This is a genomic window from Rhizobium sp. BK538, assembly GCF_014197575.1.
Taxonomy (GTDB): Bacteria; Pseudomonadota; Alphaproteobacteria; order Rhizobiales; family Rhizobiaceae; genus Rhizobium.
In genome coordinates, this window is sequence record NZ_JACIFT010000006.1 from 24961 (window position 1) to 43855 (window position 18895).

Here is an 18895-nt window from a genome sequence, read left to right on the forward strand (position 1 = left end):
GGGTATCGGGAACCCTGCCATGCCATCCGCCTTTTCTTCCATTCTCCGCGATCACCAAATCCGTGTCCCAACGCTGACGCTGGTTGCGCTCGCCTTCACCTATGCCTCGACGATGCCCTATCAATCGATCATCGGCATCAATGAACTCGGCCTGTCGGACCGCGCCTATTCCGGGCTGATCTTCCTTGCCGCACTCGTCAATGTCGCCACCAGCCTGACGCTCGGCATCTGGTCCGACAGGCTCAGCGATCGGCGCCCGCTGGTGCTGGCGCTATCGGTGAGCGGTATGCTCGGCTTCGGAATGATCTACGAATTCCGCACCGCCGGCGTCTTCATCTTCGGCATGCTGGTGCTGATCCCCATCAGCAATTCCACCTATTCGATCCTGTTTGCCAGCATCCGTGCGACGACGAACACAATGGATCGCGGAAGAGCTGCGGAGATCACGTCCACCGTTCGCGCGCTGTTCTCGGGCTCCTGGGCGCTGGCACCAGGCCTGATTGGCCTGTACCTCATCAACTCACAATCGATGACACCGGCCTATGGCATTGCGGGTCTCGCAAGCCTGACCTGCTTCTGCCTCTACCTGTTTTTCGCCAAGCCTGCGCCTGTCGGCAACGCCTCCCCTTCGCAGCGGATCGGCTTCTTCTCTTCGCTCGGCAGAGTCTTTTCGCCCTATGTCGTGGTAAGGGTCGGCGTCATGGCGCTGCTGCTCGGGCTGCAGCGGCTAAACAGCGTGGTGTCGCCGTTGATCATCACCCATGCCGCCGGCGGTACCGTGGTAGATGTCGGTTTCATGGCCGGCCTCACCGCCTTCCTGGAAATGCCGTTCATGCTGATGTGGGGCGCGCTGCAACGCCGCTTCCGCAGCGTGCACGTGCTTGCCGTGGGAGCGCTGATCTATTGTTTGTATCTGGTATTGCTAAGCTTTGCCTCGGCGCCCTGGCAGATCTATGCCCTCGTGCTGATCAACGCCTGCGGCGCTGCAGCCATCCTCAGCGTGCCGATCACCTACCTACAGGATCTGATTGCCGATCGCCCCGGACTCGGCAGTTCGCTGGTCTCGGTCAACACGTTCATCGCCAACGGCATCAGTGCATCGATCTTCGCGGCCGGCACTGCCTTTACGGGCTATTCAGGCACAGCCCTGTTTGCCGCCATCGTCGGCCTCGCTTCGGTCGGCCTTCTGCTGTTCCTTGAAAGAGCCCCCCGACCGGTCCGGCAGCCGGCCTAGAGCCGCAGCATGATCTTGCCGATGTGACCGCTCGTTTCCATCAGTCGATGCGCCTCGGCAACCTCTTCGAAAGAAATGACGGTATCTATAACCGGAGCGAGCTTGCCTTCATCGAGAAGCGGCCAGACCTGGGAAAGGAGATCGTCGCGGATCGCGCGCTTTTCCTCGGCAGTGCGCGGGCGCAGCGTCGAGCCGGTGATCGTTAGCCGTTTGACCATGATCGGTGCCAGATTGACCTTCTCCGCAACGGCGCCGCCGAGGAAGGCGATGATCGAAAGGCAGCCGTCCTTCGCGAGCGACGCCACGTTCCGTTCGAAATAGGCGGCACCGATCATATCCAGGATGATATCGACACCGTGGCCGGTCTCGGCCTTGATGGCCTCTGCAAAGTCCTCTGTCTTGTAGTTGATTGCCCGCTTTGCGCCGAGCTTGACGCAGGCATCGCATTTTTCCTGCGAACCGGCCGTCGCGTAGACCTCGGCGCCAAAGGCCCGCGCAAGCTGGATGGCGGTCGTTCCGATGCCGCTTGAGCCGCCATGCACGAGAACCTTTTCGCCTTCGGTCAGTCCGGCCATCTGGAACATGTTTGCCCAGACCGTGAAGTAATTCTCCGGCAGCGCCGCAGCTTTAACGGCATTGTAGCCCTTCGGGAAGCGCAGAGCCTGGCCGGCGGGCAGCAGGCAATAATCGGCATAAGCACCGCCGTTGGTCAGGCCGCACACCTTGTCGCCGAGGGCAAAATCGCGGACGCCCGGGCCGACGGCAACGATCTCGCCTGCCATCTCAAGCCCGAGAACAGGGCTTGCATCCTTCGGCGGCGGATAAATGCCCTGGCGCTGTGCGACGTCTGGCCGGTTGACGCCGATTGCTTCGGTGCGAACAAGGAGCTGGCCCTCCCCTGCTATCGGCAAGGGTCCGGTGGCGATCCGCATCACCTCGGGCGCGCCGAAGCTAGGCAGGTCGATGAAGCGCATCTGCTTGGGCAAGGACATGATCCGGTCTCCTCGTTCCGAAAGCATGTCAGATAGTTCAGCTCTTCGGACTTGAGAAGGCGGGAAGCGCGGGTGGCGTCAATTCGTCTCGCCCAAGAGATGGAAAACGAGCCCTTCTTCGCTTTCCTTCGCCTCGGCCTTGATATGGGCGATCGCGGCACTAACGCGGTTGACATCGTCGATGACGAGACCTTCCGGCAGCTCCAGCACGCCGATCGAGCAACGCATCAGCGGGAACAGTGCCTCGACGCCGGCGCGGTCATGGCCCCGAATGCGGCCGGCGGCACGATCCGTATCGGAATAGAGGTCGAGCACATCGTCGTGGAAATCGCTGATCAGACGATCGAGAATTTCGGTCAGTTCTTCCTTGGTCCAACCCCGGACGCCGATGAAGAAATCGTCACCGCCGACATGACCGAGGAAGTGGCGCTCAGCAAAGAAATAGCGGCGCATCAGGGCGGCAAAGAGCGAAATCGCGTGGTCGCCAAGGTGGAAACCATAGGCATCGTTGAACGGTTTGAAGTTGTCGAAATCGCAGTAGCAGAAGTGACGTTTCTCATCGCCGTCGAGGCTCGACTCGCGCATGAAGTCGCGGATCGCCCTGTTGCCTGGCAGCCCGGTCAGCGGGTTCTGGTCCTGGGCGGTCTTCAGCTTCTTCTCGTTCATCACCTTGATGAGCGAGGCCGCCGATACGACGCCTGCATAGCGCATATTGTCGGTCAGCAGCAGGCAGTTTGTGCCTTCCATGTTGGCGAAGATCGCCATCAGCTGTTCGGTATCGGAATCAAGACCGACGATCGGAGCCATTTCGACGAAATGTGAGATGGTTCGCTCGTAGACCTTGTTCTTCAGAAGATCGCGGCCAAAGGGCTGGTAAATATATTCCTTCAGGTGCCGCTCGTGCAGGATGCCGCGCGGCTCGCCGTTCGCGTTCAGCACCGGGAAGAAGGCCTGGTGTGGATTGCGGCGGAAGAGCTCGAAGACGCTGTCGATCGTGTCGTTTTCAAAAACCGTTGGCAGCATCTCGATCTGCTTGCGGATCAGGATCTCATCGAGCGATTGCGGGCTGCGCTTGCCCTTGCCGAGGTCCAGCAGGTGCGGAAACGACGGCTGCAGCTCGGTGATATGGGTTGTCGGACGGGAGATGAACCAGCCCTGGACGAGATCGACGCCGAATTCGCGGCAGGCGACGAACTCTGCCTCGGTCTCGATCCCCTCGGCAATGACGCGGGTGCCAAGCACGTGTGCGATATGGACGATGTTCTTCAGGAGGTGACGCTTGCGCGGGCTGCTGTCGATGTCGGCGATGAAATGCCGGTCGATCTTCAGATAGTCGACCGGGTGGTCGCAGAGCAGCTTCATCTCGCCGTGGCCGACGCCGAAATCGTCGATCGCCAGCTTGAAGCCGGCCTTGCGCAGCAGTGATACGAGGGCCGCAAACTCCGGCACGCTGGTGTTGTCGAAGCGCTCGGAGAATTCGAAACAGATCGAGGAGGGTGGGATATTGGCAAGCTTCAGATGTTGCAGCAGGCCTTCCACCAGCCGCTCGCCATGTGGGATCAGACGGACATCAAGATTGAGGAACAGCGTCGAGCTCGAGAAATGCGGCAGCGTGGCGAACTTCGCAAGCGCGCGGCTTGCCACCATCTGCTCCAGCTGCAGCAGCTGGTGGTTCTTGTGCGCCTCGTCCAGAATTTCGACCGGAGAGCTGAAGCCGATGCGCTCCTGTCCGCGCATCAGCGATTCATAGCCGAATGCCACACCTGTCCCTGCCTCGACTATGGGCTGAAAGGCATTTTCGATAACGAGTTTCGCAAGGGTTACGATCTGATCACTTGCGTAGCGACGAACAAGCGCCGGATCGACGGTGGCAGCCAAAGACATGCCAATCTCCACTGTGTCTTATTGTTTTTCGCATGGAGACTGGCGGAGAAGGATCAACGAACCCTTTCCCGAATGTGAAACTTTTGTGAAGACCGGCGAACTCGACCGCCCGGGCAAGCGAATTTTGCTCCCCGATCAACGGTTTGGTCAGGCGGTGCGCCGATGCTCGGCCTCGTGATCGGCGAACATGTCGGCGACGCATTTGCCACTGCGCGAGGTGCAATCCTGATCGAACATGACCTCGTGATATCCGCCAAGTTTGCGGGCGGCGTCCCACATGCGCAGGGCTTCGCGCACGACCTCGCTGCTCGACGCGTAACTCCCGTTGTCAACGGCGGCCCGGATGTCGGCGGCCTGCAACGGTGAAATGGATACGGTCACCATCGGCATGAGATTCCTCCCTTTACCTCGTGGGGCACGTATGCCCCGGTCGGGGGACGGTCAATCCGTCCATGGCATTACCGACGCGCGCCGCCGCCTCGGCTGCCTCTTGGTGAGCAAATTTTAGCCCTCCCTCACATACTTGTCAAAAAAGAAACAGTCCGTGAAGCCAGGCTGTGAATTGCGGGCATAACTCAGCGACGGATCGCAAGACCGAAAGCAAGCATGGACCAGCCCTGGATGAGAAGATCGCAGGCGAGGAAAAGACCAAGGATCCACAGGCTGTTGACCGGCCAACCGAGGTAGATGACGACGCCGGCGAGTGCAGTGATGATGCCGCTAGCAAGCACCCAGCCCCAGCCCTTGACCGGGCGCATGCGCCAGCCGACCCAGATGCGGAACACGCCGGCAATCAGCAAAGCGATCGCAAGAAACAGCGTCAGCGCCGCCGATGCCAGAAGGGGATTCTCGAAGGCGAAGACGCCGGCCAGCACGTAGAGCACGCCGCTCAACGCCCAAAACAGCACCTGGTCCCAGCTTCTCACCTGAAACGCGTGAACCAAGTAGACGATGCCGCCGATCAGCATCAGTATTCCGACATAGTAGACGGACACAACGGTCGCGAGCGCGACGTTTGCCAGTGCGATAAGGCCGCAGACGATCAGCAGCAAGCCAAGTACGGCGAACCAACCCCATTTCGATTGTAGAGATGAAAGGCTCAGTCGATCAGACGTATCTGCCATGGCACACCTCCTGGTTGGTAAAAGAATATGCCGCAAAAACACGGAATTGGAAGGGGTTAGGTTTTCGGGTTTGCATCAGATTTTTATTGATTGATCAATCAATCAAAATTATACTTACTGCCACCTTCATGGAGTGATGCGATGCCCAAAGTCGGAATGGAGCCGGTTCGCCGCAAGGCGCTCGTCGATGCCGCGCTGCGCGTGATCGGCGGTCAAGGCTCGCTGACCGTCACCATGTCCGAAATTGCCCGGCAGGCCGGTGTGTCGCCGGCGCTCGCGCATCATTACTTCGGCAGCAAGGAGCAGCTGCTGATCGAGACTATCCGCTCTCTCCTAAAGCAGCTGCGCGGCGACGCAGTGACAGCGCTGAAGGCGGCGGATGCACCGCGCGAGAGGCTTTCCGCTGTCATCCGGGTCAGCTTCCAGGCCGACCAGTTTGCTCCGGCGACGATCGCCGCCTGGCTTGCCTTCTATGCCGAGGCGCAGCGCTCCGAGGAGACGCGGCGCTTCCTCGTCATCTATGCCCGCCGCCTGCGGTCGAACCTGCTCGCCAACCTGAAAGCACTCTGCCCCGGAGATGCCGCAGAACGCATCGCCGAAGGCGCGGCTGCGATGATCGACGGGCTCTACATCCGCCAAAGTCTGAGGTCTGCGCCTGTCAGTATCGAGGCATCGATCGCGCTTACCGAAGACTACATCCATTCACAGCTTGCCGCCCTTGCGAAAGGACAGATCCAGTGACCCTCAAAGCCCAGCCGAAAGCCTCCCATTTCATCGACGGCGAGTATGTCGAGGATGAAGCCGGCAGCGTCATCGAAAGCATCTATCCGGCGACCGGCGAGGTCATCGCGCGGTTGCACGCGGCCACACCTGCCATCGTCGAAAAGGCGATCGCGGCTGCCAAGCGCGCCCAGCCGGAATGGGCGGCGATGAGCCCGACGGCGCGCGGCCGCATCCTGAAACGCGCCGCCGACATCATGCGCGAGCGCAATCGCGAGCTGTCCGAGCTCGAGACGCTCGATACCGGCAAGCCGATACAGGAAACCATCATCGCCGACCCGACATCGGGCGCCGACAGCTTCGAGTTCTTCGGTGGCATCGCGGCTGCCGGCCTCAATGGCTCCTACATCCCGCTCGGCGGCGATTTCGCCTACACCAAGCGCGTGCCGCTTGGCGTCTGTGTCGGCATCGGCGCCTGGAACTATCCGCAGCAGATTGCCTGCTGGAAGGGCGCACCGGCGCTCGCGGCTGGCAATGCGATGGTCTTCAAGCCATCGGAAACCACGCCGCTCGGCGCGCTTGCCATCGCAGAGATCCTGTATGAGGCCGGCCTGCCGAAAGGCCTCTACAATGTCATCCAGGGCGACCGCGAAACCGGCCCGCTGCTGATCAACCATCCTGATGTCGCGAAGGTGTCGCTGACGGGCTCGGTGCCGACCGGTCGCAAGGTCGCAGCCGCCGCTGCCGGCAGCCTCAAGCACGTCACCATGGAGCTCGGTGGCAAGTCGCCGCTTGTCGTCTTCGACGATGCCGATATCGACAGCGCTGTCGGCGGTGCCATGCTCGGCAATTTCTATTCGACCGGCCAGGTCTGCTCGAACGGCACCCGCGTCTTCGTGCAGCGGAAGATCAAGGCGGAATTCCTGAAGCGGCTGAAAGCCCGCACCGAGGCCATCTTGATCGGCGACCCGATGGATGAGGCCACGCAACTCGGGCCGATGGTATCCTGGGCACAGCGCGACAAGGTTCTCTCCTACATCGAGAAGGGCAAGGCGGAGGGTGCGACGCTCGTCACAGGCGGTGGCATCCCGAACAATGTCTCCGGCGAAGGCTACTACGTGCAACCGACGGTCTTTGCCGACGTCACTGACGAAATGACGATCGCCCGCGAAGAGATCTTCGGGCCGGTGATGTGCGTTCTCGACTTCGACGACGAGGCAGAGGTGATCGCGCGCGGCAACGCCACCGAATTCGGGCTTTCCGCCGGCGTCTTCACGGCCGATCTGACACGCGCCCATCGCGTCGTCGACCAGCTCGAGGCCGGCACATTGTGGATCAACACCTACAACCTTTGCCCTGTCGAAATCCCGTTCGGCGGCTCCAAGCAATCCGGTTTCGGGCGCGAAAATTCGCTGGCGGCACTAGAGCACTATTCGGAGCTGAAGACGGTCTATGTCGGCATGGGGCCGGTGCAGGCGCCTTACTGAGGCGGCGCGGCCTGCGTCGCCCTTCGAGGGTCGCTTCGCTCCCGCCTCAGGGTGCGGGCAGGAGAACCGGAAGCACTCGCGGACGTCTATTCGCGTCATGGTGAGGAGGTCCGGAGGGCCGTCTCGAACCACGAGGGGCGCGGCACGTTAAAACACTAGAGGAAGTAGCATGCAGCAGGCAGATTTCGTCATCATCGGCTCCGGCTCGGCGGGCTCGGCGCTTGCCTACCGGCTTTCGGAAGACGGCAAGAACACCGTCATCGTCATCGAGGCGGGCGGCTCCGATTTCGGGCCGTTCATCCAGATGCCTGCAGCCCTTGCCTGGCCGATGAGCATGAAGCGCTACAACTGGGGCTACCTCTCCGAGCCCGAGCCGAATCTCAACAACCGGCGCATCACCGCGCCGCGCGGCAAGGTGATCGGCGGCTCCTCCTCGATCAACGGCATGGTCTATGTGCGCGGCCACGCCGAGGACTATAACCGCTGGGAGGAGCTCGGCGCGCAGGGCTGGGCCTATGCCGACGTGCTGCCCTACTTCAAGCGGATGGAACACAGCCACGGCGGCGAGGAAGGCTGGCGCGGCACGGATGGCCCGCTGCATGTCCAGCGCGGCGTCTTCCGCAACCCGCTGTTCCACGCCTTCATCGAAGCCGGCAAGCAGGCGGGTTTCGAGGCGACGGAGGATTACAACGGCTCAAAGCAGGAAGGTTTCGGACTGATGGAACAGACGATCTTTGGCGGCCGCCGCTGGTCGGCGGCCAACGCCTATCTGAAACCGGCACTGAAGCGCCCGAATGTGGAGGTCGTCTACGGCCACGCCCACAAGGTGGTGATCGAGAACGGCCGGGCGACCGGCGTCGAGGTCGAGCGCGGCGGCAGGGTCGAGGTGGTGAAGGCGAACCGGGAGGTCGTCGTTTCGGCCTCCTCCTTCAATTCGCCGAAGCTGCTTATGCTGTCGGGTATCGGGCCCGGCGCACATCTGCAGGACATGGGCATCGAGGTGAAGGCGAACCGGCCGGGCGTCGGCGCCAATCTGCAGGACCACATGGAATTCTACTTCCAGCAGGTCAGCACCAAGCCCGTCTCCCTCTATTCCTGGCTTCCCTGGTTCTGGCAGGGTGTTGCCGGCGCGCAGTGGATGTTCACCAGATCAGGGCTCGGCACCTCGAACCAGTTCGAGGCATGCGCCTTCCTGCGCTCAGCACCAGGTGTCAAGCAGCCCGATATCCAGTATCACTTCCTGCCGGTGGCGATCAGCTACGACGGCAAGGCGGCGGCCAAGAGCCACGGCTTCCAGGTACATGTCGGCTACAATCTCTCGAAGTCGCGCGGTAACGTCACGCTGCAGTCCTCGGACCCAAAGGTCGATCCCGTCATCCGCTTCAATTATATGAGCCATCCCGAGGACTGGGAGAAGTTCCGCCACTGCGTGCGGCTCACCCGTGAAATCTTCGGGCAGAGGGCTTTCGACCAGTATCGCGGACCGGAGATCCAGCCGGGCGAGAACGTGCAGACCGACGAGCAGATTGACGCCTTCCTGCGCGAGCACCTGGAAAGCGCCTACCACCCCTGCGGCACCTGCAAGATGGGCGCAAAAACCGACCCGATGGCGGTTGTCGATTCCGAGACGCGTGTCATCGGCGTCGACGGGCTGCGCGTCGCAGACTCATCGATCTTCCCGCACGTCACCTATGGCAACCTCAATGGCCCATCGATCATGACCGGCGAGAAGGCGGCCGACCATATCCTCGGCAAGCAGCCACTGCCACGCTCCAACCAGGAGCCGTGGGTCAACCCGCGCTGGGCCGTGAGCGATCGGTAGGGTTTGCCGACCGCCATCAGATAAAGCCGATCCACCGGCCGGCAAGGATCGCCGATATCCACACGGCTGCAGAGACGCCGGCCTGAAGGCGCAAGCCGAATGTTGGCGCTGTGCCCAAAACGGCCCGCTTCCAGGCTGCCTGGGTATGGACCAGGGCAGCGTTCGCAATGCCGAGAACGAGCAGCCCCAGCTTCGCCAGAAAGGCCGGATTTCCGGCGTATTCGATTGGCTTCACGCTGAAAAGGGCAAAGCCGGTGATGACCGCTCCCGCAAGTCCGATGGCCGCAGCTCGCGATAAAAACGGGCCGATTGCCGCCAGCGGCACCGATCCGAAGAGGCCCACAAGCCGGAGATCAAGCGGCAGGATCGCCCCGATCAGCAGCCCGATCGAGAGGATATGGGCGGCATTGACCGCCATATAGACGAGCGCCGAGCGCCGCAAGCCGGATGACAGCGGGGTTGCGGCGAGCCATTCCAGGAACTCGATCGCCATCACTCAGTTCGTCTGGATCCGTTCCGGATAGATGTCATAGCGCTTGTCGGCGACCGTGATCCGTACGGCCTTCATCCGTTTTTCGTCAGCCTTTAGCGAACGGTTTCCGAGAACGACAACCGGATCCCCCTTCTTCGCGGCCCCCTCGACAAAGCCCGAGCGCTCCGTCTGCCGCGGATTGCCGAGTTCGACGAGCCAGACGCCGTCGGCGGCGGTCGCAACATCGAGCGTCGGGTGCGGGCCGCCCATCGTTACCTTTTCGATGGTGCCACGCAATTCCGTCTGCTCGCCCTCGGCCCATGACCAGCCGTGGTGCGCGGCAGCTCCTGTCGCCAAAGTGACGGCAAGGATTACGCCGATTGCCATTCGTTTCGAGCCAATGACGTGCATGTTCGTTTCTCCCTACCACTGGACAGGAGCGAATTGGCGCACAGGGGGGCGATTGAAAGCTATCTCACCGAATCTTGAAGCGGTGCGGTCGAGCGCCATCACAGGCGTGGGTGGCCCAACGTGGTCGCGGAGATTGCGTCCTAGGCCAGCAGCCGGGTGACTTGCGCGACCTTTGCCGGCGCGACGGCATCGGCAATCGTCGTGGAGAACAGCACCTTGCGGGTCGCATCCGCCACCTTGGCGAAGACGTGGCGGATCTCGCAGTTCTGCTCGCCGTCGCAATCATCGCATTTGCGATAGGCAGTGATTGAGAGGCAGGGAAGAGGCGCGATCGGGCCGTCGATAATGCGCAGCACCTCGCCGAACGTGATCATGTCGGCCGGCTTGAGCAAGAGATAGCCGCCCTGTTTGCCACGACGGCTGGCGACAATGCCCTGATGCTTCAGGTCGAGCAGGATCTGTTCGAGGAACTTCTTCGGTATCTTCTGCTGCGCTGCGATGTCCGAGATCATCACAGGTTCGCCGCGATCGGCTTCAGCCAATACCGTCAGCGCCCTCAGCGCATATTTTGCCTTCTGCGTAATCATTTTCGACCGTCGACACACACATGGTGGGCGGAATCATCGACCCACCGCAAGTTCGATCCTGCCTCTATGGCATGCGCAGCATGAACGGAATTTGAACAAGCCTGCGAAGTCCCTGAGAGACAAGGTTTTTGGCCTTGTTTTTTCACCCTCGGCCAATGCTTTAAATCTACTGCAAAATGCTCCCTGATGTCATCAATTCACATTTCCGATTGACAGGCAACGTGTTACTCTACTAAATCAATAGACAATTAGGCTGACCGTCGGCGAATCATCGCCGGTGCGGCTGCTTTTCCGCATTGCAGCGGCCGGGGAGAGATATTTGCTCCTATCGCGCCCGCTTTCGAAATGCCTTTTTCTGTCCGATCCAAGCCCGACCTGCGATACTCCGGCCAACATCAAGGACAGGATCCCCATGACTGTTGCTGCCAATCCCAACGCTGAAGCGGAAACGCTGAACGCGAAACTTGCAAGCCTTGACCTTGCCGGGCGTCTGTCGCTTGTCGCCGGCCTCGGCGGCCGCGTCGTCTTCACGACCTCTCTCGGCATCGAGGACCAGGTGATCACCGCCGAGATCGGCAACCATCGTCTGCCGATCGATGTGGTTACGCTGCAGACCGGGCGGCTGTTTCCGGAAACGCTCGCCCTGATCGACGAGACCGAGAAGCAGTACGACATCCACATCAGCCGTTACGAGCCGGAACAGGCCGATATCGACGCCTATGCTGCGAAATACGGCCTCAACGGATTCTACGAAAGCGTCGAAGCCAGGCATGCCTGTTGTGGCGTGCGCAAGCTGAAGCCGCTTGCGCGCGCACTTGATGGGGCAACCATCTGGATCACCGGTCTGCGCCGCGGCCAATCGGCCAACCGTGCCGAGACACCGTTTGCCGAGTACGACGCAGAGCGTCATCTCTTGAAGGTGAACCCGCTCGCGGACTGGGACCTGGACGTCATCAAGGCCTACGTTGCCGATAACGGCGTGCCGGTCAATCCATTGCATGCCCGCGGCTATCCCTCGATCGGCTGTGAGCCCTGCACCCGTGCGATCAAGCCCGGCGAGCCGGAACGCGCCGGCCGCTGGTGGTGGGAACAGGACGAGAAGCGTGAATGCGGTCTGCACGTGGCCGAAGAGGCCACGGCGATCGCCGCACAACAGTAACCCGTCAACTTCGGGATCGGAGCGCGGCTGCCGCCTGCGCTCCTCGAAGTCTGAAATGCAACTCATTCCGGAGGCCTCTCTTCCGAGAATGATCGAAGTCTGGAGTTAGAAATGCCCGATAGCCGTCCGGATACGGAAATCAACAGTCCCCGGAGCACGAAGCCGCCGCTCGACCCGCATTTGAAGGCGCTCGAAAACGAGGCGATCCACATTTTCCGCGAGGTCGCCGCCGAATTCGAGAAGCCGGTCATGCTTTACTCGATCGGCAAGGATTCATCGGTCCTGCTGCATCTGGCCCGCAAGGCGTTCTATCCCGGTCGCGTCCCCTTTCCGCTGCTGCACGTCAACACCGGCTGGAAGTTCCGGGAGATGATCGCCTTTCGCGACGAGACGGCCAAGAAGTACGACCTCGACCTGATCGAGCACATCAATCCGCGCGGTGCGTCTGAGAACGTGACGCCGTTCACGCATGGCTCGGCAGCCTTCACCGACATCATGAAGACCGAAGGGCTGCGCCAGGCTCTCGATGCCGGCCAGTTCGATGCCGCCTTCGGCGGCGCGCGCCGCGACGAGGAAGCCAGCCGCGCCAAGGAGCGCATCTATTCGTTCCGTACGCCAGATCATCGCTGGGATCCGCGCAACCAGCGCCCGGAACTCTGGAACATCTACAACGGCCAGATCCGCAAGGGCGAAAGTGTTCGCGTCTTCCCGCTATCGAACTGGACCGAGGTCGATATCTGGCGCTACATCCAGGCCGAGGACATTCCGCTGGTACCGCTCTACTACGCCAAGAAGCGCCCCTATGTTGAGCGCGACGGCATGATGATCCTGGCAGAAGATCCACGGCTGGAACTGCTTCCCGGCGAAGTGCGCCAGGAAGGCATGATCCGTTTCCGCACCCTTGGCGATTTTCCGCTGACGGGCGCCATCCCATCGAAAGCGACCACACTCGAAGACGTGATCGCCGAACTCGAAATCGCCACGGTTTCCGAACGACAGGGCCGTGCCATCGACCGCGACCAGTCCGGCTCCATGGAAAAGAAGAAGCGTGAAGGATATTTCTGAGATGACCGCAGCCGTAACCGCCGCACACGCCCTTGCCGTGCCCGCCGCAGAACCTGCAACGGCGACGCGCGATTCACGACCGTTGCGCCTCATCACCTGCGGCAGCGTCGATGATGGCAAGTCCACCCTGATCGGCCGCCTGCTCTGGGATACCAAGGCCGTCAAGGAAGACCAGGCCGCCACGCTCCAGCGCGATTCGACGGGCAAGCAGAACGATCTTGGCCTACCTGACTTCGCGCTGCTGCTCGACGGCCTGCAGGCCGAGCGCGAACAGGGCATCACCATCGATGTCGCCTATCGCTACTTCTCGACCGACAAGCGCTCCTTCATCGTTGCCGACACGCCCGGCCACGAGCAGTACACCCGCAACATGGCGACCGGCGCTTCCACCGCCGACCTCGCCATCCTGCTGGTCGACGCCCGCGCCGGCATCCTGGAACAGACCCGCCGCCATGCGACGATCGCCTCGCTGCTCGGCATCAAGCAATTCGTGCTTGCGATCAACAAGATCGACCTGACGAACTACGACCGTGCCGGTTTCGAGAAGATCACGCATGAATTCCGCGAATTCGCGCTGTCGCTCGGCGTCAAGCAGATCACCGCGATCCCGATGTCGGCCCTGAAGGGCGAGAACGTCGTCTATTCCGGCGAAGCGTCGATGCCTTGGTATGCTGGCCCGACGCTGGTGGAAACGCTCGAGCTTGCCACCGTGCGCTCCTCGCAAGCCACAGGCTTCCGCTTCTCGGTGCAGCGTGTGTCGCGGCCGGGCGAAAGCTTTCGCGGCTACCAGGGCACGGTTGCCGGCGGTTCCGTCAAGCCGGGCGATAGCGTTATGATCCTGCCGTCGGGCATGGTGGCCAACGTCTCCAAGATCGTCACCTTCGACCTCGTGCGCAATGCCGCGGTTGCGGGCGACGCGATCACGCTGGTTCTCGACCGGCCGGTGGACGTCGCTCGCGGCGACATGATCGTCTCGATCGACAGCCAGCCGCAGGTTGGCCTTTCCTTCGACGCACAGATTGTGGCGCTGCAGCCGGAAGGCATCGAAGCCGGCAAGCGCTACTGGCTGAAGAGCGGCAGCCGCCGCCAGCGTGTGCAGGTGCAGCCGTTGGCGCAGCTCGAATTGAAGACCGGTGCCTGGGCGCCCGTTGATACGCTCTACATGAATGCCATCGGCAAGGTGCGCCTCGCCTTCGACGAACAGGCGATCTTCGACCCGTATGAGCAGAACCGTGCATCCGGCTCGTTCATCCTGATCGACCCCGACACCAACAACACGGTGGCGGGCGGCATGGTGGGCGGAAAGCGCAGTGAACTCGGCGGTATTCACGGCGGCGACGCCCGCGTGATCCTGTCGCTGCCGGCCGACCTCGCCGACCAGATCATGGCCAGCGAACTCTTCGCCAACCGCCGCCACGAGGCGGAGGTGCGGCGCATGACGGCGGCTCAGGCCGCCGACCTCTGGTCGAATGCGGCAAGCGACATTTAAGCAAAACGAAAACGGGGCCAAATCGGCCCCGTTTCTCATTCTGGTTTGTCTTTCTGCGCCTACCACAACGGCATGTGCCGGTTGACGTCCTTGTAGAGCAGATAGCGGAAGCGGCCGGGGCCGCCGGCGTAACAGGCCTGCGGGCAGAAGGCGCGCAGCCACATGAAGTCGCCGGCCTCCACTTCGACCCAATCCTTGTTGAGCCGATAGACGGCCCGGCCCTCGAGCACATAGAGGCCGTGCTCCATCACGTGCGTTTCCATGAACGGGATGACGCCGCCGGGCTCGAAGGTGACAATGGTGACATGCATGTCGTAGCGCAGGTCGGCCGGATCGATGAAACGGGTCGTGGCCCAGGCGCCGTCGGTATCGGGCATCGGCTGAGGCGGATGGTTCTCCTCATGCGTGAAGATCGCCGGCGGCGGCTCCTGCCCTTCGACCTCCTGGAAGGCCTTACGGATCCAATGAAACTTCACGGGTGCAGCGCTCTTGTTCCACAGCGTCCAGCGGGAGCCGGCAGGCAGGAAGGCGAAAGAGCCTAGACGCATGGCATGCGAGGCACCATCGAATTCGACGGTCATCTCGCCGTCGACGACGAAGAGCACGCCTTCGGCGCGCTTTTCTGGCTCCGGCCGATCACTGCCGCCGCCGGGCTGCACTTCCATGATGTATTGCGAAAAGGTCTCGGAAAAACCGCTCAACGGGCGGGAGATTACCCAGGCTCGCGCACCTTCCCAGTGCGGGAGATAGCTCGTGACAATGTCGGTCATCACGGTGCGGGGGATGACGGCATAGGCCGTCGTGAACACGGCCTTGCTGGACAGGAGTTCGGTCTGCGGCGGCAGGCCGCCCATGTTGGAATAAAAGCTGCTCATCGGTTCACTTTTCACCGGCCGGGATTGTCAATCTGCTTTAAGCGCCGCATCTCTTCTAGGCAACCTTTAGATTGCCGCCGCCGCGCGTCAGAATGTCCGCGGCGCTTGGCTACCCCAGGAGGGATGAGATGAGTCTGGAAAAACTTCGGGAAGACTATGTTCAGAGGGTCAAGGAGTACGAGGACAATCTCAAATCCATGGCCGAGAATGACGTCAAGCACTTCCGCGCGGAGGGAGCCGGGCCGCTCTCCGATATCACCGAGCTGATTCGCAACGAGTATTATCGGCATATCGAGACCTATGGCGCGTTGATTGCCGAGATCGATGCCATCCTCGGCGTATAGGAGTGTACCTTCAACCCAACCGGTGCAATCTCGCCGCGCCGGCGCGCAAGGTGCGGGCTTTCGTTCAGATCGCTAAGAATGACGACAACCGCCGGCCTTAACGACGATAGGCGGCGGAAAAGAAAAAAGCCCGCTTTCGCGCCGCTTTCGCGGGCCCACTTTCGCGGGCTTTTCGGCTGGTCGGAGTGGAGTGATTCGAACACTCGACCCCCACGTCCCGAACGTGGTGCGCTACCAGACTGCGCTACACTCCGTGACCAGCGGCGCCTCTATAGACCGGCCCATCCCGTTGCGCAAGCACCAAAATTCAAAAGCCGGCGCATTTTTTCGAAGACGCAAGCCGGCGGCAGAAAGGCGCTTTCCGGAACAAAAAGCCACACTCACGGCAAATTTTGCAATTGCGAAGGCGGGCCGATTTTCTTTTGCCGGGTTCCACGCTAAAGCGCTCGGCGGGACAAGCGGAAACCGCTGCAGGCCAGTGATTCCCGCCGTTGAATGCGTGACAATTTCAGGGACGATAGAATGACACTCCGCACCTTTGCCGCGGCCGGGCTTGCCATTGCGCTTGCCGGTTGCACGACTATTCCGACTTCCGCCGATCCGATCTCCAGCCGCTGGGTGGGCCAATCGGCCGGCAAGTTCTTTGCCGCATTCGGCCCGCCGATCAACGATGTCGAGAACGGCTCCGGCGTCACCTACACCTGGAAGGGCGGCTACAAGACGGTTCGCGTCCCGGCGAAATACGCAGAAGGCGCCGACGGCAAGCGCGGTAAGCAGATCTCGCCCGCACGCACGCAGTACCTGCGCTGCCAAGCGGAAATCGTCACCAGCTCCGACTACACAATCCGCAGCATCCGCGTCGTCGGCGACATCCCGGGTGTAAACGGCCCCTCCTATTGCGCCGAATTCCTGGCGCCGGCGCAGCCCGCGCAGTGATTTAGGCCGCGGTTTCGATTTGAATGCAGGCGGCCGAAAGGCCGCCTGTCTGTTTGTGTCGGCCGTTGTCCGTACATGCAATTTGCCATAACATTCAATTCGCATGTTCGATGGGCACGGCGTGAACTTCGAGACAGCCAGCCGGACTTTCGAAAGTTTCGTCTTCACGGTGATCGACAGCCGTTTCAACTACCGCGAGTTCGCGAGATCAGCATCGGCGCAATCGACAATCTGGTCGTTCTCACCGTCGTCCATACCGATCGCGATGGCCGGAAGAGGACCATATCCGCGCGACCGGCAAAGAGCGAGATGCCGCTCAGGCCAGTCCGCTGCCTTTGTTCCTGAAGAAAGCAACAAGATACTCAATGGCTGGGGCGCCAGGATTCGAACCTGGGAATGCCGGTACCAAAAACCGGTGCCTTACCGCTTGGCGACGCCCCACCAGAGCTTGAAAGCGGAGACCGCTTGCCAAATCGACGCCTGCTTAGCAAAGCTCGCCTGCCGTCACAATCATTAAGTTTCGGGCCGCGGCATATTTCTGTGCGCTTTTTGCACCGCCATGCTAGGTCTCGGGTCAGCCATCCAAGACGATCCGGAGTGACGATGAGCCAGTACCGCGCCCGCCCGCCTGCCCTCGCAACGCTGCTGCTCGACGATGCAGTGGTTCGGATCACCCGTTGGGATTTCGAGCCGGGTGCGGACACGGGCGTTCATACGCATGGCATGGGCTACGTCGTCGTGCCGATGACGGACTGCCCGTTTCTTCTGGAGGAAAAGGACGGCAGCCGCAGGGTCGATGTCGCCAAAGGCGCGGCCTACCGACGCGATGCCGGCACGGAGCACAATGTCGTCAATGCCGGCGATCAGCCGATGTCCTTCATCGAGATTGAATACAAGTAAATGGCAAGTCCCGAGTTCAACCTGGCCTTCGAGCCCGCCTACGGCCAGGCCGTGCCGGTTGCGTCAGGCGTGCAGCGCATCACTGTCAACAATCCGAGCGCCTTCACGTTCCACGGCACCAACAGCTATATCGTCGGAGATCGCTCCACGGCGGTCATCGACCCCGGACCGGAGGACGAGGCGCATTTCCGGGCCTTGATGGCAGCGCTCGACGGGCGCGAGGTCACGCATATTTTCGTCAGCCATACGCATCGCGATCACTCGCCCCTCTCGCGCCGCCTGCAGGCGGCAACCGGTGCGCAGATCGTGGCCGAGGGACCGCACCGCGCCGCCCGCCCCCTATACCAGGGAGAGGTAAATCTATTCGCAGAGAGCTCGGACTTGGACTTCCGGCCGGACATTGCGATCGGCGACGGCGAAACGATCGAGGGCGACGGTTGGAGCCTGACCGGCGTGCTGACGCCCGGCCATACCGCCAACCATGCGGCCTTCGCGTTGGAGGGAACGGGCATCCTGTTTTCCGCCGATCATGTCATGGCATGGGCGACGTCAATTGTCGCGCCGCCAGACGGCTCCATGGGTGACTACATGACCTCCCTCGACCGGCTGATCGAGCGCCACGACCGCATCCTGCTGCCGGGACATGGCGGTCCGGTGCGGAAGCCGGTCTCCTTCCTGCGCGCCCTGAAGACGCACCGGCGAATGCGCGAGCGCGCCGTGCTCGACCGGATCCGCGCCGGCGACAGGAACATTCCTGACATGGTGAAGGTGATCTATCGCGAGACCGATCCGCGCCTGCATGGCGCTGCCGCCCTCTCGGTTCTTGCCCATGTCGAGGATCTGGTGGAGCGAGGCGAGATCGAGACGGACGGACCGCCTGCGCTGCTGGGATCGTACCGACCTGCGACGCGGAGGTAGCCTCGTGCGCGACGCCTACAGCTATCGCACCGACGCCGCCGTGCCGGCCTTTGCCGACGACAAGCCTGTCATCGTCTTCGATGGCGAATGCGTGTTCTGTTCTGCCTGGATCCAGTTCGTTCTGAAGCATGACAAGGCGGAGCGTTACCGCTTCCTCGCTGCGCAGTCGCCGCTCGGGGAAGCGCTTTACCGGCACTATGGGCTGGACGGGCGCGACTACGAGACCAACATCCTGATCGAAGACGGGCGCGCCCACTTCAAGTCGAGAGGGACGATCCGCATGGCTGCGGGGCTCGGCTTTCCCTGGTCGCTGGTGAAGATCCTGCGGCTGCTGCCGCAGGGACTTGCCGACAGGCCTTACGAATTTGTCGCCCGCAACCGATTGCGCATTGCCGGCCGACGCGCGACCTGCTTCGTGCCGAGCCCGGAGCAGAGGGACCGCTTCCTGGGATAGCTGTCCGGCGGCAAAAACCGTT

The 18895-nt window shown here is 61.7% G+C and carries 20 protein-coding genes and 2 tRNA genes; 12 read left to right on the plus strand and 10 right to left on the minus strand.

Going from position 1 to position 18895, the window contains the following annotated elements; translation table 11 throughout:
• Window positions 1-19 precede the first annotated feature (19 nt).
• On the plus strand, window positions 20-1234 hold the full coding sequence (locus FHX09_RS08755) for an MFS transporter (RefSeq protein ID WP_184449778.1): 1215 nt from the start codon (window positions 20-22) through the stop codon (window positions 1232-1234).
• Here the strand turns inward: FHX09_RS08755 and FHX09_RS08760 are convergent.
• The 4 genes from FHX09_RS08760 to FHX09_RS08775 form a co-directional block, all read right to left on the minus strand.
• Window positions 1231-2226, minus strand: coding sequence for an NAD(P)H-quinone oxidoreductase (locus FHX09_RS08760; RefSeq protein WP_184449780.1), 996 nt, complete (start codon window positions 2224-2226; stop codon window positions 1231-1233). The two genes, FHX09_RS08755 and FHX09_RS08760, sit on opposite strands and share 4 nt — an antisense overlap.
• Window positions 2227-2304: 78 nt before the next feature.
• Window positions 2305-4110 (minus strand): GGDEF domain-containing protein, encoded by a 1806-nt coding sequence (locus FHX09_RS08765; protein ID WP_132588516.1) that lies wholly within the window; start codon window positions 4108-4110, stop codon window positions 2305-2307.
• A 147-nt stretch (window positions 4111-4257) separates the two neighbouring features.
• Window positions 4258-4500 carry a type II toxin-antitoxin system ParD family antitoxin gene (locus FHX09_RS08770; RefSeq protein ID WP_007791620.1) on the minus strand — a complete coding sequence of 81 codons (243 nt, stop codon included), beginning with the start codon at window positions 4498-4500 and terminating at the stop codon, window positions 4258-4260.
• Window positions 4501-4685: 185 nt separating this feature from the next.
• Window positions 4686-5234, minus strand: a complete 549-nt coding sequence (locus tag FHX09_RS08775) for an HdeD family acid-resistance protein (RefSeq protein ID WP_007791622.1) — start codon at window positions 5232-5234, stop codon at window positions 4686-4688.
• Between the two features lie 141 nt (window positions 5235-5375).
• Here FHX09_RS08775 and betI point away from each other — a divergent pair, with 141 nt between their 5' ends.
• The 3 genes from betI (at window position 5376) to betA (ending at window position 9263) form a co-directional block, all read left to right on the plus strand.
• Window positions 5376-5975: a transcriptional regulator BetI gene (betI, locus tag FHX09_RS08780; RefSeq protein WP_007791624.1), complete on the plus strand. Its 600-nt coding sequence runs from the start codon at window positions 5376-5378 to the stop codon at window positions 5973-5975.
• The gene (gene betB, locus FHX09_RS08785) at window positions 5972-7441 is read left to right on the plus strand and encodes a betaine-aldehyde dehydrogenase (RefSeq protein ID WP_184449782.1); all 1470 of its coding nucleotides are present in this window, start codon (window positions 5972-5974) and stop codon (window positions 7439-7441) included. Before betI ends, betB begins: the two co-directional genes overlap by 4 nt.
• A gap of 169 nt (window positions 7442-7610) precedes the next feature.
• The gene (betA, locus tag FHX09_RS08790) at window positions 7611-9263 is read left to right on the plus strand and encodes a choline dehydrogenase (RefSeq protein WP_132588512.1); all 1653 of its coding nucleotides are present in this window, start codon (window positions 7611-7613) and stop codon (window positions 9261-9263) included.
• A 16-nt stretch (window positions 9264-9279) separates the two neighbouring features.
• Here the strand turns inward: betA and FHX09_RS08795 are convergent, their stop codons facing one another.
• The 3 genes from FHX09_RS08795 to FHX09_RS08805 all read right to left on the minus strand — a co-directional run bounded on the left by FHX09_RS08795 (window position 9280) and on the right by FHX09_RS08805 (window position 10733).
• Entirely contained in the window at window positions 9280-9756 is a 477-nt protein-coding gene (locus FHX09_RS08795; RefSeq protein ID WP_184449784.1) for a DUF2214 domain-containing protein, read from the minus strand.
• Between the two features lie 3 nt (window positions 9757-9759).
• A complete protein-coding gene (locus tag FHX09_RS08800; protein WP_184449786.1) occupies window positions 9760-10146 on the minus strand; it encodes a DUF6152 family protein in 387 nt (128 codons plus the stop codon).
• Window positions 10147-10286: 140 nt separating this feature from the next.
• Window positions 10287-10733 (minus strand): Rrf2 family transcriptional regulator, encoded by a 447-nt coding sequence (locus FHX09_RS08805; RefSeq protein ID WP_007791634.1) that lies wholly within the window; start codon window positions 10731-10733, stop codon window positions 10287-10289.
• A 412-nt stretch (window positions 10734-11145) separates the two neighbouring features.
• On the opposite strand from FHX09_RS08805, the gene FHX09_RS08810 reads away from it, so the two are divergent.
• The 3 genes from FHX09_RS08810 to cysN all read left to right on the plus strand — a co-directional run bounded on the left by FHX09_RS08810 (window position 11146) and on the right by cysN (window position 14446).
• Entirely contained in the window at window positions 11146-11892 is a 747-nt protein-coding gene (locus tag FHX09_RS08810; protein ID WP_132588508.1) for a phosphoadenylyl-sulfate reductase, read from the plus strand.
• 111 nt (window positions 11893-12003) lie between these two features.
• Window positions 12004-12957, plus strand: coding sequence for a sulfate adenylyltransferase subunit CysD (gene cysD, locus FHX09_RS08815; RefSeq protein WP_184449787.1), 954 nt, complete (start codon window positions 12004-12006; stop codon window positions 12955-12957).
• Window position 12958: 1 nt separating this feature from the next.
• A complete protein-coding gene (gene cysN / locus FHX09_RS08820) occupies window positions 12959-14446 on the plus strand; it encodes a sulfate adenylyltransferase subunit CysN (protein ID WP_184449789.1) in 1488 nt (495 codons plus the stop codon).
• 59 nt (window positions 14447-14505) lie between these two features.
• Here the strand turns inward: cysN and FHX09_RS08825 are convergent, their stop codons facing one another.
• On the minus strand, window positions 14506-15321 hold the full coding sequence (locus FHX09_RS08825) for a bifunctional allantoicase/(S)-ureidoglycine aminohydrolase (protein WP_184449791.1): 816 nt from the start codon (window positions 15319-15321) through the stop codon (window positions 14506-14508).
• A gap of 128 nt (window positions 15322-15449) precedes the next feature.
• Here FHX09_RS08825 and FHX09_RS08830 point away from each other — a divergent pair, with 128 nt between their 5' ends.
• Window positions 15450-15665 (plus strand): hypothetical protein, encoded by a 216-nt coding sequence (locus FHX09_RS08830; RefSeq protein ID WP_132588504.1) that lies wholly within the window; start codon window positions 15450-15452, stop codon window positions 15663-15665.
• Window positions 15666-15842: 177 nt separating this feature from the next.
• Here FHX09_RS08830 and FHX09_RS08835 read toward each other — a convergent pair.
• Window positions 15843-15919, minus strand: a tRNA-Pro gene (locus tag FHX09_RS08835).
• A 268-nt stretch (window positions 15920-16187) separates the two neighbouring features.
• On the opposite strand from FHX09_RS08835, the gene FHX09_RS08840 reads away from it, so the two are divergent.
• Window positions 16188-16601, plus strand: a complete 414-nt coding sequence (locus FHX09_RS08840) for a hypothetical protein (protein ID WP_132588503.1) — start codon at window positions 16188-16190, stop codon at window positions 16599-16601.
• Between the two features lie 366 nt (window positions 16602-16967).
• On the opposite strand, the gene FHX09_RS08845 is transcribed toward FHX09_RS08840, so the two are convergent.
• Window positions 16968-17042: transfer RNA gene (locus FHX09_RS08845), tRNA-Gln, on the minus strand.
• Between the two features lie 162 nt (window positions 17043-17204).
• Between FHX09_RS08845 and FHX09_RS08850 the strand changes: the two genes are divergently transcribed.
• Genes FHX09_RS08850 through FHX09_RS08860 form a run of 3 tightly spaced genes read left to right on the plus strand, consistent with a single transcriptional unit; the run spans window position 17205 to window position 18873 of the window.
• A complete protein-coding gene (locus FHX09_RS08850; RefSeq protein ID WP_132588502.1) occupies window positions 17205-17501 on the plus strand; it encodes a cupin domain-containing protein in 297 nt (98 codons plus the stop codon).
• On the plus strand, window positions 17502-18419 hold the full coding sequence (locus tag FHX09_RS08855; protein WP_132588501.1) for an MBL fold metallo-hydrolase: 918 nt from the start codon (window positions 17502-17504) through the stop codon (window positions 18417-18419).
• 4 nt (window positions 18420-18423) lie between these two features.
• Window positions 18424-18873, plus strand: coding sequence for a DCC1-like thiol-disulfide oxidoreductase family protein (locus FHX09_RS08860; RefSeq protein ID WP_184449793.1), 450 nt, complete (start codon window positions 18424-18426; stop codon window positions 18871-18873).
• Window positions 18874-18895 lie beyond the last annotated feature (22 nt).

Excerpts from the sequence above, each read along its gene's own strand:
- FHX09_RS08825 (WP_184449791.1), bottom strand. The coding sequence starts at position 15,321 with ATGAGCAGCTTTTATTCCAACATGGGCGGCCTGCCGCCGCAGACCGAA.
- FHX09_RS08760 (WP_184449780.1), bottom strand. The coding sequence starts at position 2,226 with ATGTCCTTGCCCAAGCAGATGCGCTTCATCGACCTGCCTAGCTTCGGC.
- FHX09_RS08855 (WP_132588501.1), top strand. The coding sequence starts at position 17,502 with ATGGCAAGTCCCGAGTTCAACCTGGCCTTCGAGCCCGCCTACGGCCAG.
- FHX09_RS08840 (WP_132588503.1), top strand. The coding sequence starts at position 16,188 with ATGACACTCCGCACCTTTGCCGCGGCCGGGCTTGCCATTGCGCTTGCC.
- FHX09_RS08850 (WP_132588502.1), top strand. The coding sequence starts at position 17,205 with ATGAGCCAGTACCGCGCCCGCCCGCCTGCCCTCGCAACGCTGCTGCTC.
- FHX09_RS08810 (WP_132588508.1), top strand. The coding sequence starts at position 11,146 with ATGACTGTTGCTGCCAATCCCAACGCTGAAGCGGAAACGCTGAACGCG.
- betA (WP_132588512.1), top strand. The coding sequence starts at position 7,611 with ATGCAGCAGGCAGATTTCGTCATCATCGGCTCCGGCTCGGCGGGCTCG.
- FHX09_RS08795 (WP_184449784.1), bottom strand. The coding sequence starts at position 9,756 with ATGGCGATCGAGTTCCTGGAATGGCTCGCCGCAACCCCGCTGTCATCC.
- FHX09_RS08805 (WP_007791634.1), bottom strand. The coding sequence starts at position 10,733 with ATGATTACGCAGAAGGCAAAATATGCGCTGAGGGCGCTGACGGTATTG.
- FHX09_RS08800 (WP_184449786.1), bottom strand. The coding sequence starts at position 10,146 with ATGCACGTCATTGGCTCGAAACGAATGGCAATCGGCGTAATCCTTGCC.
- cysN (WP_184449789.1), top strand. The coding sequence starts at position 12,959 with ATGACCGCAGCCGTAACCGCCGCACACGCCCTTGCCGTGCCCGCCGCA.
- FHX09_RS08770 (WP_007791620.1), bottom strand. The coding sequence starts at position 4,500 with ATGCCGATGGTGACCGTATCCATTTCACCGTTGCAGGCCGCCGACATC.
- FHX09_RS08765 (WP_132588516.1), bottom strand. The coding sequence starts at position 4,110 with ATGTCTTTGGCTGCCACCGTCGATCCGGCGCTTGTTCGTCGCTACGCA.
- FHX09_RS08830 (WP_132588504.1), top strand. The coding sequence starts at position 15,450 with ATGAGTCTGGAAAAACTTCGGGAAGACTATGTTCAGAGGGTCAAGGAG.
- FHX09_RS08775 (WP_007791622.1), bottom strand. The coding sequence starts at position 5,234 with ATGGCAGATACGTCTGATCGACTGAGCCTTTCATCTCTACAATCGAAA.
- betI (WP_007791624.1), top strand. The coding sequence starts at position 5,376 with ATGCCCAAAGTCGGAATGGAGCCGGTTCGCCGCAAGGCGCTCGTCGAT.
- FHX09_RS08755 (WP_184449778.1), top strand. The coding sequence starts at position 20 with ATGCCATCCGCCTTTTCTTCCATTCTCCGCGATCACCAAATCCGTGTC.
- cysD (WP_184449787.1), top strand. The coding sequence starts at position 12,004 with ATGCCCGATAGCCGTCCGGATACGGAAATCAACAGTCCCCGGAGCACG.